12 protein-coding genes are annotated in these 12,876 nt (G+C 54.5%); 10 read left to right on the top strand and 2 right to left on the bottom strand.

The window, feature by feature from the left end; genetic code table 11:
- The first annotated feature begins 91 nt into the window (after positions 1-91).
- Complete coding sequence (gene folK, locus AC5TBW_RS18290; RefSeq protein WP_495509925.1) at positions 92-538, top strand: 2-amino-4-hydroxy-6-hydroxymethyldihydropteridine diphosphokinase; 447 nt, start codon at positions 92-94, stop codon at positions 536-538.
- Positions 539-610: 72 nt separating this feature from the next.
- Positions 611-1,432, top strand: a complete 822-nt coding sequence (locus AC5TBW_RS18285; RefSeq protein ID WP_495509924.1) for a flagellin N-terminal helical domain-containing protein — start codon at positions 611-613, stop codon at positions 1,430-1,432.
- 29 nt (positions 1,433-1,461) lie between these two features.
- On the opposite strand, the gene AC5TBW_RS18280 is transcribed toward AC5TBW_RS18285, so the two are convergent.
- Positions 1,462-3,015, bottom strand: a complete 1,554-nt coding sequence (locus AC5TBW_RS18280; protein WP_495509923.1) for a BCCT family transporter — start codon at positions 3,013-3,015, stop codon at positions 1,462-1,464.
- A gap of 404 nt (positions 3,016-3,419) precedes the next feature.
- On the opposite strand from AC5TBW_RS18280, the gene AC5TBW_RS18275 reads away from it, so the two are divergent.
- From AC5TBW_RS18275 to AC5TBW_RS18265, 3 genes are read left to right on the top strand one after another with little or no spacing between them, the layout of a single operon-like run.
- Complete coding sequence (locus AC5TBW_RS18275) at positions 3,420-4,508, top strand: ABC transporter substrate-binding protein (RefSeq protein WP_495509922.1); 1,089 nt, start codon at positions 3,420-3,422, stop codon at positions 4,506-4,508.
- Positions 4,509-4,510: 2 nt separating this feature from the next.
- Positions 4,511-5,293 carry an ABC transporter ATP-binding protein gene (locus AC5TBW_RS18270; RefSeq protein WP_495509921.1) on the top strand — a complete coding sequence of 261 codons (783 nt, stop codon included), beginning with the start codon at positions 4,511-4,513 and terminating at the stop codon, positions 5,291-5,293.
- Positions 5,294-5,327: 34 nt separating this feature from the next.
- Positions 5,328-6,098 (top strand): ABC transporter permease, encoded by a 771-nt coding sequence (locus AC5TBW_RS18265; RefSeq protein WP_495509920.1) that lies wholly within the window; start codon positions 5,328-5,330, stop codon positions 6,096-6,098.
- A gap of 15 nt (positions 6,099-6,113) precedes the next feature.
- On the opposite strand, the gene AC5TBW_RS18260 is transcribed toward AC5TBW_RS18265, so the two are convergent.
- Positions 6,114-6,860 (bottom strand): DUF481 domain-containing protein, encoded by a 747-nt coding sequence (locus AC5TBW_RS18260; protein ID WP_495509919.1) that lies wholly within the window; start codon positions 6,858-6,860, stop codon positions 6,114-6,116.
- Between the two features lie 124 nt (positions 6,861-6,984).
- Between AC5TBW_RS18260 and AC5TBW_RS18255 the strand changes: the two genes are divergently transcribed.
- The 5 genes from AC5TBW_RS18255 to AC5TBW_RS18235 all read left to right on the top strand — a co-directional run bounded on the left by AC5TBW_RS18255 (position 6,985) and on the right by AC5TBW_RS18235 (position 12,627).
- On the top strand, positions 6,985-8,682 hold the full coding sequence (locus tag AC5TBW_RS18255; protein ID WP_495509918.1) for an ATP-binding protein: 1,698 nt from the start codon (positions 6,985-6,987) through the stop codon (positions 8,680-8,682).
- A gap of 33 nt (positions 8,683-8,715) precedes the next feature.
- A complete protein-coding gene (locus tag AC5TBW_RS18250) occupies positions 8,716-9,459 on the top strand; it encodes a response regulator (protein ID WP_495509917.1) in 744 nt (247 codons plus the stop codon).
- Between the two features lie 185 nt (positions 9,460-9,644).
- The gene (locus tag AC5TBW_RS18245; RefSeq protein WP_495509916.1) at positions 9,645-10,646 is read left to right on the top strand and encodes a Bug family tripartite tricarboxylate transporter substrate binding protein; all 1,002 of its coding nucleotides are present in this window, start codon (positions 9,645-9,647) and stop codon (positions 10,644-10,646) included.
- Complete coding sequence (locus AC5TBW_RS18240; RefSeq protein WP_495509915.1) at positions 10,646-11,098, top strand: tripartite tricarboxylate transporter TctB family protein; 453 nt, start codon at positions 10,646-10,648, stop codon at positions 11,096-11,098. The genes AC5TBW_RS18245 and AC5TBW_RS18240 overlap by 1 nt, the downstream gene beginning before the upstream one ends.
- A complete protein-coding gene (locus AC5TBW_RS18235; RefSeq protein ID WP_495509914.1) occupies positions 11,098-12,627 on the top strand; it encodes a tripartite tricarboxylate transporter permease in 1,530 nt (509 codons plus the stop codon). The genes AC5TBW_RS18240 and AC5TBW_RS18235 overlap by 1 nt, the downstream gene beginning before the upstream one ends.
- The last annotated feature ends 249 nt before the right edge of the window (positions 12,628-12,876 follow it).

Raw genomic sequence — 12,876 nt, 5'->3', positions numbered from 1 at the left:
GACTTGCACGTGGTGCTGGCCTGGAGGTATTTATACCTCTGCTCCACACTAGAGTCATTCTAGAATGCGCCACTGACCATAGGATATCGCCATGCCGTCCACTACATCGCTTAACGAGCAAGTTGACGTGCTCCATGAGTGTTTAATCTCGCTTGGGTCCAATATCGACCCTGACCACTATTACGCCCAAGCACTCGACATCATTAGTCGCGAATGCGATTTGTTGGCCCGTTCAAAAGCGATCCGCACTACGCCGGTAGGCTACCAGCAACAGCCCGATTTTCTGAATGCCGCGTTATTGGTCAGTACTTCTCTTGAATACGATGCTTTCCGTGCTTATCTCAAGCAAGTGGAAGACCGCCTGGGCCGGGTTAGGGGAGCGATTAAATCCGGACCACGTACCATGGATCTGGATATTGTGGCGTGGGATGGTGAAATCATCGATGAAGGGTATTACCAACACGACTATGTAAGAACGCCCGTTGATGAAGTGTTGGTCAGCAGTGGGCGCGCCATTGAGACTAGAAAACGCTCATGATGTTCTTCTCTTGGCCGATAGTAACGCTATAGCCTCAGAAACCAGGAAGGCTTAACTCCCTGGAGGAGCGCATTGCTCAGCCTGAATACCAATTTGATGTCGCTTATCGTGCAGAATAATCTGCGCGGCAGTCAGCAATCCATGCAGACCGCAATGCAGCGCCTCTCATCTGGGCTACGTATCAATAGTGCCAAGGATGACCCAGCGGGGCAGGCGATTGCCAACCGCATGACAGCACAAATCAAAGGCATGACCCAGGCAATCCGCAACACCAATGACGGCATTTCCATGGTGCAGACGGCGGAAGGCTCTCTCAATCAGATTAACGATAACCTGCAGCGCATTCGTGAGCTCAGCGTACAAGCGGCTAACGGCACCAACTCTTCCGATGACCTTGTCTCTATCCAAGCAGAGATCGATCAACGCTTGGATGAAATTGACCGTGTTGCAGTGCAAAGTAACTTCAATGGTATTGGGCTGCTTAACGACACCAAGTCGCTGAACATTCAGGTGGGCGCTAACGCTGGCGATAGCATCGCGATTCGTTTTGAAGCCATGAACTTACAGGCGTTGGGGCTGGAGGGCTTGAGCGTATTGGATGATGGTACTGGTTCGGAAAAACCCATTGATATGATGGATGAAGCGATCAAGCGGTTGGATCGCCAACGCAGCTATATGGGCGCCGTGCAGAATCGCTTTGAGAGTGTCATTGATGGCCTCAATAACAGCATCGTTAATACTTCCGCTGCCCGGTCGCGCATTCAGGATGCCGACTACGCTCAGGAAGTCTCCAACCTTATTCGCGCACAGATCCTTCAGCAAGCCGGTATCGCTATGTTGGCCCAGGCCAACCAGCAGCCGCAGATGATTTTGCGTCTGCTGGAAGGTCTATAAGTTAGCCAGGGTGGTGATAGCGCAACACCTTAGTCAATAATGCCCTGTTCGCGGGCCATGGCGTAAGCCGCCTGCGGTCCGTTCCAGAGCGATGGCAGCAGTATTAACGACACCGGGATCGCGGTGATAACAATAAACTGCTGCAACGCGCCAATCTGGCCAGCGCCCATATACAGTAGGACTGCCGCCATTAGTGCCATGGCGATACCCCAGAAGGCCCGCATGACAGGGCTGGGGTTGTCATGACCCGCACCGACCACGGCAATGGCATAGCTCATGGAGTCGCCCGTGGTCGCTACGAAAATCGTCGTCAGCACTAAAATGGCCAGCGCCATCCAGGTGCCACCCGGAAGCGCCTGGGCGACGGTCAGCGTCGCGACATCAAACTGGAAGTTATTAAGTGCTTCGGTTAAATCAATCACGCCAGTGAGCTGATAATAGATACCCGAGCCGCCGAGCAGGGTAAACCAGACGGTAGTGGCGATAGGCGCGAGAATCGCCACCGCAACAATCATTTCACGAATGCTGCGACCGCGGGAAATACGCGCCACGAAAATCGCCATCACTGGGGCATAGCCGATAAACCAGGCAAAGAAGAACACCGTCCACCACTGCATCCACCACGCCGGTGCAGTTTCTGCGGTCATGGTCGCCATGGTAAAGAATTCGCTGACATAAGCGCCCATACCGGAAACATAGCTATTGACCAAAAACAGCGTCGGGCCAAAGACAATAATCACCGCCCCAATGGCCAGCGCCAGAAGCACGTTAAACCGGCTAAGCAGCTGAATACCTTTGTGTACACCGCTCATTGAAGAGAGCACGTAAATACTGGCAAGTACGCCTAGAATAATCAGTTGACCGGTATAGCCTTCCGGCAGACCAAACAGCTCGTGCAGACCAAAGCTGACTTGAGTGGCCAGAAAGCCAATGGGTCCAACCGTGCCCGCCACCAGCGCAATCACACAGCAGGCGTCGACTAAACCGCCCAGTGGGCCACGCATTAAGCGTTCACCAAGTATTGGATAGAGTAGCGTACGTGGTTGTAACGGTTGGCCTTTTACGTAGTGCGCATGCGCGAGAACCACCGCTGTTAATGACCCCAGTACCGCCCAGGCCATAAAACCCCAGTGCATAAAGGACTGACCTAAAGCGCCAGAAACGGCTTCAGCGGTTCCCGCTTCGCTATCAAAGGCGGGTGGCGTCACGACAAAGTGATAAATTGGCTCACCGGCGGCAAAAAATACGCCACCACCCGCCAACAGGGTGCACAAAATGATCGATAGCCATTTAAACGTGCTCATTTCTGGTGCATCTAAATTGCCGATTTTTGCTTTTGCAGCTGGCGTCATCGCTAAACCAATGGCAATAAAGAATGTCATCAGAAGGAGTAACTGGAAATAACTCCCTAACACTAACGCCGTCCACGCGAAGCCTGCGCTGATGCTATCTGCCACCAGGGCTACGTCGTAAAACGACAGCGCCAGAAAAGCGACAATAAAGCCGATACTCAAGATCAGCACAATGGGATCGCCAAGTGAAAAACGCTGGGAACCCTCAGCGTTAGGGCTGGGTTGGTTCATGTTAAATACCTTATGGGAAGTAGGGGGAGGTGGAAAAAGAGCCTATCAAAGCATGTCGTTAGATGGTTTATCGACGCGTCATTTATTAATGAAAACAGTCATTAAAAACAGTAGGCATTAATGGAAGTGGTGATAAAACAGGTGAAGTTTTAGGTAAAAAAAAGCGCCATTCAATGAATGGCGCAAGGACAGGAAACTGCGCATAGTATACCGCCGATATAGACCAACGTCTAATGTGTTTTATTTTGGTGCGTTTTAGGAACAAAAATGCACGCTATTGGCGCGTCGACAAAGCATTCCCCATCAATGATAGGGGTGTAATTAACTGATAATTATAAGAAATACTATATTTGGCAATATTGCTGCTAATGCTTAAGCATATTTTGTATACAAGGTATGTTGCTATGTCGCCCGTTTTGACTCTTCTCCGTTCTGCCCTCAACACTGCTGCCCTACGCTGTTCGCCAACACCTTTGTGGGTGGGCGGTGCCGCTGCGCTGGTGTTAATGCCATCCCTCAGCCATGCCGACGACACCCAGATACGCTTTCAGTTGGATTGGCGTTTTGAAGGACCCTCCGCTCCCTTTTTGATGGCTGCCGAGAAGGGCTACTTCGCCGAAGAAGGCCTGGACGTTCAAATCGACTCCGGCAGCGGCTCGGCGGGGGCGATTAACCGCGTGGCGTCCGGAGCCTACGAAATGGGCTTTGGCGATCTTAATGCGCTGGTCGAGTTCCTCGCTGAAAACCCCGATGGTCCCGGTATCCACGGCGTTTATATCGTCTACGACGGCACCCCCGCCGCGGTGTTTGCCCGCAAAGACCGCGGCATCGAGAGCCCGGCTGATTTAGCTGGTAAAACCATCGCTGCCCCCACCTTTGATACTGGCTACCGTGCCTGGGGCGTGTTTGCCGCTGCCAATGATCTCGAAGCCGATGCGGTGGAGTGGCAAAACGTTGATCCTACGCTGCGCGAAACGCTGCTAACCTGCGGCGATGTGGATGCAATCTCCGGCTTCTACTTCACCAGCCTGCTCAATCTTGAAGAGCGGGGAATGAGTGAAGACGAACTGACTATCATGCCTTTCCCAGACTACGGCGTGCCGCTATACGGCAATGCGATTATTGCCAGCGAATCCTTCGCCGAAGCGAATCCGGAAGCCGTGCAGGGCTTCCTGCGCGCCTTCAACCGCGCCCTGGGTGACACTATTGCCGACCCCGAGGCTGCCATTGAGTATGTTAAAAATCGCGATGGCTTGATCAATGTGGAAATGGAAACCCGGCGCTTAAAACTCGCTCTGGATGGCGTCGTCAACACTCCCGAAGTGCGCGAAAATGGTGTGGGGGGAGTGGATGACGAGCGCTTGGCTCAGGCGATTCAATTGGTTGCCGATGCTTACGACCTCACCTCAATTCCTTCGCCCGATCAGGTGTTTAGTTCAAGCTACTTACCTACCCAGGAAGAACGCATGCTGTTTCCGGCCGAGGGCGAATAGGCATGTCGGCAGCATTCGTCACCTTTGATGACGTTAGCCTAGCCTACGATGAGTCGGGTAACGCCATTGAAGATATCAACCTGAGCATCCATGAAGGCGAGTTTGTCGCTTTCGTGGGCCCCTCTGGCTGTGGCAAGTCGACCTTCATGAAACTCTGCACCGGTCTGCATGCGCCGACTGCCGGTACCGTGCGAGTAGATGGAGAACCGATCACCGGGCCGTTGAAGATCTCCGGCATGGCATTTCAGAACGCCAACCTACTGCCATGGCGTACCACGCTGGATAACGTTTTGTTACCGCTGGAAATCGTCAAACCTTACCGCCATCAGTTTCGGAAGCGGCGTGAAGAGTTTGTCGGCTGGGCGCGCGCACTGCTCAAAACCGTGGGGCTTGAAGGCTATGAAGATCAGTACCCCTGGCAGCTTTCCGGTGGTATGCAGCAGCGGGCATCGATCTGCCGGGCGCTGATTCATCAGCCACGGCTGCTAATGCTGGATGAACCCTTTGGAGCGCTGGATGCGTTTACCCGCGAAGAGCTGTGGTGCGTGCTACGCGACCTGTGGGAAGCGCAGCGCTTTACGGTGGTACTTGTGACCCACGACCTGCGCGAGGCGGCGTTTCTAGCCGATACTGTCTATATCATGAGCCGCCGCCCCGGCCGGGTAATCGAGCGCCGTGAAATAGAGCTGCCGCGACCCCGTGCACTGGAAACCACCTACCAAAAACCCTTTATCGATCTGGTTCAGGAATTGCGTGCTCAGATTGGCGAAGTCCGTAGCACTTGATAAACGCACGCAGTACTTGATGAAAGGCGCTTTCATGACGAAAAAAAATCAGTTAATCGAACGATTAGCGCCATGGATAGCAGTGGTGGCGCTGGTCATTATCTGGGAAGTAACGGTGCGGGTATTTGACGTGCCAAGCTTTATCTTCCCCAGTGCCTTGGAAACAGCCCAAGCGCTGGTGACCTATTCCGGACCCATCGCCATGCACTCCTGGCAAACCTTCTGGACCACGCTGATTGGCTTTGGATTGGGTGTCGCCGTGGGGTTGGTGTTGGGCTTTATCATCGGCTCGTCGCGCTTTCTGTATAACGCCTGCTACCCGCTATTAGTGGGCTTTAACGCTATTCCAAAAGTGGCTTTCGTGCCGATTTTAGTCGTCTGGTTTAGGATTGGTTCAGTGCCTGCCATTCTCACCGCGTTTTTGATCTGCTTCTTTCCTATCGTGGTCAATGTGGCGACCGGTTTAGCGACGCTGGAGCCTGAGATGGAAGACGTTCTGCGAGTGCTGGGCGCGCGCCGCATGGACGTACTGCTCAAAGTAGGTTTGCCACGCTCGTTGCCGTATTTCTTTGCTTCGCTAAAAGTCGCTATTACCCTGGCGTTTATAGGCACGGTGGTATCGGAAACCGTCGCCTCCAATCAGGGCATAGGCTATCTGATGATGAGCGCCGGTTCGCAAATGCGCATGGGATTGGTCTTCGCCGGGCTGCTGGTGATCAGCGCCATGGCCATGGTGATGTATGAGCTATTTGCTCAACTGGAAAAACGCATGACCGGGTGGGCGCATCGTGGTCAGAACCGCTAGACGTTATGTTAAGGCTCACCAGCGATAAAGCAGCGACGCGCTGGTGGTGCTATCGGTGCGTTCGCTGGTGTCGTCAGGTGGTTGAGAGTTGTGCTTGATTTCGTGGGATAGGCGCAGCGACAGCTTCGAGTTGAGCCGGGCGGTGAGTGCCGTTAGCGAGCGTGATGTTATATTTTGGTCGGTATACTCAACGGACATCTCCTGCTCGATATCGGCGTAGTCAGATAAGCCCCAGCGATAATCCAGCGCGGTGTAGGTCACCATCAAACGCTCATCGTCGTAATCGCGCAGTCGATCATGGCGATAGCCAGGGCCCGCTTCCAGTGACAGCGTATGGGTATCGTTTTCCAAAATCTGTCGCCCGTAGCCACCAATCGCGGACAGCTGCTGGTCATAACCGGCAAAGCGATCCTTCTCCCAGCGGGCAAAGCCAAATAGATAGTGCGGACCATCTAGTTCATAGCGTTCGCGTCCTGCTATCAGGTACTGCTCGGCGCTGGTTTCGTCATCTTTACTCACCGTACGCACTTCACCGCGCAGCGAGTAGGTGAATTTACCGGTCAGCCATGTCAGTCGTGTTTTAGCGATCAGCGTCTGGCTATTGGTATTGCCCGAAAGGTGGGTAAAACCAAGCTCAGCATCGCCGCTAAACACGGGCGCGTCGTCTAGGGGAGGCGGTGGGGCATAGAACGGGTTGGCATAAGCCGAGGTTAACCACAATGGCCAGCAGGCCAGCAATAGAATCCGTCGAACAATAGCCACTACATCCCTCCTTGGTTTCGGCAGTGGGTAAGTATATCAGCGAACGATGACATAGAGTGACGGCGATTAACGTCGTTTGCTGGCGCGTGCCATAATGGTGCGGTCACGCATTTCGAGTCTACTTATGAGCGTTTCTCGCCCCCGAACATTGGCCGACCTGCAGCGCTGGCGCCGTACCCGCGCAAGGCGTAGTTGGTACAAACGTAGCTTTAGACTGCAGGTAATGCTGCTGGTCGGGCTACTGCTGGCGGGCATGCTACTGGCTCAGGGCACGTATCTCAATCTCCGCAAGGCGGAAATCATTAGCCAGCAAATGGGCGAACGCGCGCTGGCAGTGGCTAAAACAGTGGCGTCGATGCCCCAAATCATCAACGCTTTCGAGATACCTGATCCCGCCCGAATTATTCAGCCGCTGGCAGAGCGGGTACGCCATGAAACAGGGGCGCGCTATGTCGTGGTAGGCAATACCCAGGGCATCCGCTACTCCCATCCCTTACCGGAACGAATCGGGCAACCGATGGTGGGAGGAGATAACGATCAGGCGCTGATCCATGGTCAGTTCTATGTCTCCGAGGCGACCGGCTCACTGGGCACCGCCATGCGAGGCAAAGCACCCATCTGGGATGAAGAGGGTAATATCATTGGCCTGGTATCCGTCGGTTTCATGATGGATCGCGTCGAGATGGACGTGGCGCGCTATAACAGCTTTGGCTGGATACTGGTGGCGCTAATGATTTGCCTGGGCTTTGCCGGTGCTTATTGGTTATCGCAGCATCTAAAAAAGGTCATTTTAGGTTTGGAACCCTACGAAATTGCCCGATTGGCGATGGAAAAAGAGGCCATCCTGCAGTCGATTCACGAGGGTATTTTGGCGGTTAACCGCGAAGGCCATGTCACTCTGGTCAATCAGCAGGCACGGCGCTTTCTTAACTTGGATGACGAGCATGTGCTGCTGGGGCAACCCATCCGTGAGGTGGTACCCAACTCGAGGCTACTGGAAGTGCTCCGGCGCGGCGAGCAGGAGTTCGATCAGGAGATGTGGCTGGGCGATCACCCGGTGGTGGTCAACCGGGTGCCGATTCTGCATGAGGGTGAGATTGAGGGGGCGGTGGCCACTTTCCGTAGCCGTCGCGAGATAGTCGACCTCTCCCAGGCTCTAACCCAGGCCAGCCGCGATGTGGATATGCTGCGTGCCCAGGCCCATGAGTTTTCCAACAAACTCTACACTATCTCTGGATTGCTACAGCTACAGCGCACCGAGGAGGCCTTGGCGCTGATCCATCAGGAAACCGAACGCGCCCAGGCGCAAATGAGCTTTTTAATGCGCAACGTGGCTGACACTGTGTTTAGCGGTACGTTACTGGGTAAACTCACCCGCGCACGAGAGCTCGGCGTGGCGCTGGAAATTGACGAACAAAGCTCGCTCTCCTGCCCGCTAACGCCCACTGGTCAAGAGGTGATGATGAGTGTGGTAGGTAACTTACTGGACAATGCCTGTTACGCGGCGCTGAATGGGCCGAGTCAAGAGCCCAAAGTGCGGTTGTTTTTTACCGATTTGGGCGAACAGTTGCTGATCGAAGTGGAAGATAATGGGCCAGGGGTGCCTGCTGAATTTGCCGAGTCGATTTTCCAGGAGGGTTTCTCGACCAAAACCGGCAAGCATCAAGGCATTGGCCTGGCGCTGGTGGCTAGGCTCTGTCGCCAGCACGGCGGCGCGGTGACGCTGGAAGAGAGCGAACTGGGCGGCGCCTGTTTTATTGCAGTGCTCGACCGCTCGCTATGCGCGCAGCAGTATCAACAACCGTCTCAACAACAATTTTAAAAAGCAGTGACCACAACGGCTAGGGGGAAAGTAATGTCTGATGGGCAGTACGGCATTTTGGTCGTTGAAGACGATTTTCGCATTGCCGATATCCACAGGGCCTTTATTGAGCAGAGCGACGGTTTTTATGTTGGGGGTATGGCACGCAATGGCAGCGAAGCTAAAGCGATCATGGCGGAGCGCGCTACCAGCATCCAATTGATTTTATTGGATGCCTACCTTCCCGACGTCGAGGGCTTAGAGCTACTGTGGGCGATTCGCCGCGACTATGTGCATGTGGATATCGTCATGGTCACCGCCGCCCGGGAAGTGGAAACCATCAGTGAAGCGCTACGCGGTGGGGTGTTTGACTATCTTATCAAGCCTATCGAAGCCGCGCGGATGACCCAAATGCTGACCCGCTTTCGGCGCGAGCGTGAGGCGTTGGCCAATCGTGCCGAGATGAACCAGGACGAGCTGGATCACGTGCTGGCGCGCTTAAAGCCCGGTGAACCGTCGCGTACTAAAAACCAAGCTCAGTCTCAAACCCTGCCCAAAGGCATTGATCGGCTGACGCTGCGCCGGGTGATTGATGCCCTGGCCGACGCCTCTGATTCCCTCACTGCCATGCAGATGGCGCGCACGATGGGCGCTAGTCGCTCAACCGCGCGCCGTTACTTAGAGTTCCTGGTCGCCGAGCAGGCGGTGAGTGCCGAGCTGGGCTATGGTGATGTAGGAAGGCCCGAGCGCCGTTACCGGCTGTTAGAAGCGGCGCATGCGTGGCTAGAGTCTCTATAACAGCGGACTTAAAAAAGCGCGGTCGTGAACAAAATGAACAAAATGCGCATAAAGAACTTTTTGTCTTTTATGCGCACAAGCTTGTCTATCAGGGGAGTGGTCTTCTAACGTTCGCGGCGTGCAGTCTCACAATAAGAAGCCTACGCAACAACATCACACAACAACACTGATACGCGGAGAACGCCATGATCCTCAAGCCTGCCTTTAAATATATCACCCTGCTGGCCCTTCCACTGGCGGCTGTTACCGCCTTCTCTAGCACTGCCGCGGCCTTCGAGCCGGAGGGCAAGGTGGAATGTATCGCTCCTTCCGATCCAGGCGGCGGCTGGGACTTTACCTGCCGCAGCGTGGGTAATGTCATGCAGGAGCTTGATCTCGTACCGGCGAATGTACAAACCATCAATATGGCTGGCGCTGGTGGCGGTGTGGCGTTTGCCCATACTGTAAGCAAACGCGCCGGTGACGACCATCTGCTGGTCGCGGCGTCCACGGCGACTACGACTCGCCTGGCTCAAGGACAGTTCCCGGGGCTGACCGCCGATCAGGTCAATTGGATCGGTGCTCTAGGGGCGGATTACGGGATTATCGCCGTCGCCGCTGATTCCGAGATCGATGACCTGAATGAATTGATGGACTCACTTAAGGAAGACCCGCGTAGCGTCAAGTTCGCCGGCGGTAGCGCTAAGGGTGGTTGGGATCATCTTAAAGTGTTGATTGCCGCTCAGGCAGCCGATGTCGAGAATCTTCCGCGCATTGCCTACCTTTCGTACAACAATGGTGGTGAAGCGTTAACCCAGGTGATCGGCGGGCACGTAGACGCCTTCACCGGTGATATCACCGAAGCCCAAGGGTTTATGGAGTCTGGCGACTTGCGCGTCCTAGCGGTGCTCTCCGAAGAGCGCCTACCGGGTGACCTGTCTGATATCCCCACCGCCCGTGAGCAAGGCATCGACGCCCTTGGCCCCAACTGGCGCGGCTTTTATATGCCTGCGGATGTCTCCGAGGAAGCTAAAACGTATTGGACCGATGCCATGGACACTATTTACGAGAGTGAAGAGTGGCAGAATGTCATGGCTCAGAACGGTTTGATGCCTTTCCACATGACTGCTGGTGAGTTTGAAGAGTTTGTACTCAACCAGATCAGTGACATTGAACAGCTTTCTAAAGATATTGGATTGATTCAGTAATGACATTCAATGACCGCATCTTTGGGGTCTTGATGATCGTCCTGGCCGTCGCGTACGGCTGGGCCGCGACTCAGTTCCCGGAGCCGTTTGGTGGGGCCGAAGCCGTCGGCCCTGACACTTTTCCGAAATTGCTGGCGGTGGTGCTGGCCATTTCCAGCATTTATCTGATCGTACGCCCTGACCCCGACAACGCCTGGCCTTGGAGCCGTACCGGTATCGAGTTAATCATCGCCGTAGTGGTACTGATCTTTTACGCCATGCTGCTTCAGCCGTTGGGCTTCGTCATTAGCACCACGTTGGCGGTGGGGACGCTTTGCTGGCGCATGGGGGCTCGCCCGCTCAATGCTTACATTACCGGGGCAGTGTCGGGCGTGGTGGTGTACTTTCTGTTCAGTTTTGCACTTGATCTCGCCTTGCCGCTGGGTCTGCTGTCATTCCTGGAGGTGAACTGATGGAAACTCTAGGTTATCTGATGGATGGTTTTGGTGTTGCTTTGCAGCCCCACAACCTGATGTTTGCCCTGCTAGGTGCTTTCCTCGGTACCTTAATCGGCGCCTTGCCGGGGTTAGGTCCTGCCAATGGTGTGGCCATCCTGATTCCGCTGGCGTTCAGTTTGGGGCTCGCGCCCGAAACCGCTCTGATTATGCTGACGTCAGTGTATGCCGGGGCCATGTACGGCGGTCGTATTTCGTCGATTCTGTTGAATATTCCTGGCGATGAACCGGCCATGATGACCTGTCTTGACGGTTATCCGATGGCCCAGAAAGGCAAGGCTTCCGAGGCGTTGGCGATCTCTGCGGTGGCATCTTTCATCGGTAGTCTAGTCGCCACTGTTGGTTTGATCCTGCTGGCGCCACTGTTGGCTAATTTTGCCCTGACATTCGGCCCGGCAGAATATTTTGCGCTCTTCCTGCTGGCGTTCGCTACCTTGGGCGGTATCACCGGCAAAAACCCTGTCAAAACGGTGGTTGCCGCCTGCATTGGTCTCATGATTGCCACTGTGGGTATCGACAATACCGGCGTCCAGCGCTACACCTTCGGCGTCCTTGAGCTCTTTGAAGGTGTTGACTTCATCATCGCTATCGTCGGCCTGTTTGCCATTTCCGAGCTGCTGTTCTTCATTGAAGAGCGTGCCGGTGGTGGTAAGGAGAAGATGAAGGTCAACAAGCTATCACTCTCCTGGAAGGATATCCGCGAAATTCTACCCACCAGTTTCCGCGGTGGGGTGTTGGGGTTTATCGCCGGGGTATTACCAGGTGCCGGTGCTTCGTTGGGTAGTTTCATCAGCTATACCCTTGAAAAGCGCGTGCTGGGCAAGAAAGGTTATTTTGGGCAAGGTGATCCACGCGGCGTGGCGGCCCCAGAAGCTGGCAACAATGGTGCGTCCAGCGGCGCTTTGGTACCCATGTTGACGCTCGGCGTGCCGGGTAGCGGTACCACCGCGGTGCTGCTGGCACTCTTGATCTCGTTGAATATCACACCAGGACCGCTGATGTTCACCCAGAATGCCGACATCGTCTGGGGTGTGATCGCGGCACTATTGATCGGTAACTTTTTGCTGCTGATCCTCAACATTCCATTGGTGGGCATTTTCGTCAAACTGCTATCCGTGCCACCGATGTACCTGCTGCCGATCGTCACAATGGTTGCCTTCGTAGGTATCTACTCGATCAGTAACACCATCTTTGACCTGTACTTCATGGTGGCATTTGGGGTGGGCGGTTACGTGCTGCGCAAGCTGGAGATTCCACTGGTGCCGGTGATTCTTGGCTTGTTGCTGGGGCCTGAGATGGAGAAGAACCTACGTCATGCCATGGATATCTCCGATGGCGACTGGATGATTCTTTGGGATAGCGGTTTGGCTATCGGCCTTTGGGTCTTTGCAGGGTTGGGTTTGATCTTGCCTTATATCGTGGGGCCCCTCCTGCGTCGTGGGATGAAGGGAACGTCACCCTCGTCTGGCACACCTGAAAGTGATTGATACTCACAGAGCTCAATCTTAAGCAACGGGGCGCTGACGAAAGTCAGCGCCCCGTTTTTATAGGATTAGAAGAAACCAAGGCTCCTTAGTGGTGACGGCTGATGTGTAACTGGTCAGTAAGTATTGGGTTTCTAAATTGTATATGACTAAACCAAGTGCCTAGTTGGTGCAGTGAATCTAATTGGTGCATTAAAGAAGTGCTTAAAGGGTGGTTTGCCGCATCTTCTTGGTGCAGGAGGCAGGGTTTGG

It is taken from the genome of Vreelandella sp. ssv, assembly GCF_059448525.1.
The sequence above is the reverse complement of the archived record's forward strand: the minus strand, read 5'-3'. Positions and strand labels throughout refer to the sequence as shown.

Coding starts and splice junctions, on each gene's coding strand:
- folK (WP_495509925.1), top strand. CDS start 92: ATGCCGTCCACTACATCGCTTAACGAGCAAGTTGACGTGCTCCATGAG.
- AC5TBW_RS18280 (WP_495509923.1), bottom strand. CDS start 3,015: ATGAACCAACCCAGCCCTAACGCTGAGGGTTCCCAGCGTTTTTCACTT.
- AC5TBW_RS18275 (WP_495509922.1), top strand. CDS start 3,420: ATGTCGCCCGTTTTGACTCTTCTCCGTTCTGCCCTCAACACTGCTGCC.
- AC5TBW_RS18270 (WP_495509921.1), top strand. CDS start 4,511: ATGTCGGCAGCATTCGTCACCTTTGATGACGTTAGCCTAGCCTACGAT.
- AC5TBW_RS18265 (WP_495509920.1), top strand. CDS start 5,328: ATGACGAAAAAAAATCAGTTAATCGAACGATTAGCGCCATGGATAGCA.
- AC5TBW_RS18255 (WP_495509918.1), top strand. CDS start 6,985: ATGAGCGTTTCTCGCCCCCGAACATTGGCCGACCTGCAGCGCTGGCGC.
- AC5TBW_RS18250 (WP_495509917.1), top strand. CDS start 8,716: ATGTCTGATGGGCAGTACGGCATTTTGGTCGTTGAAGACGATTTTCGC.
- AC5TBW_RS18245 (WP_495509916.1), top strand. CDS start 9,645: ATGATCCTCAAGCCTGCCTTTAAATATATCACCCTGCTGGCCCTTCCA.
- AC5TBW_RS18240 (WP_495509915.1), top strand. CDS start 10,646: ATGACATTCAATGACCGCATCTTTGGGGTCTTGATGATCGTCCTGGCC.
- AC5TBW_RS18235 (WP_495509914.1), top strand. CDS start 11,098: ATGGAAACTCTAGGTTATCTGATGGATGGTTTTGGTGTTGCTTTGCAG.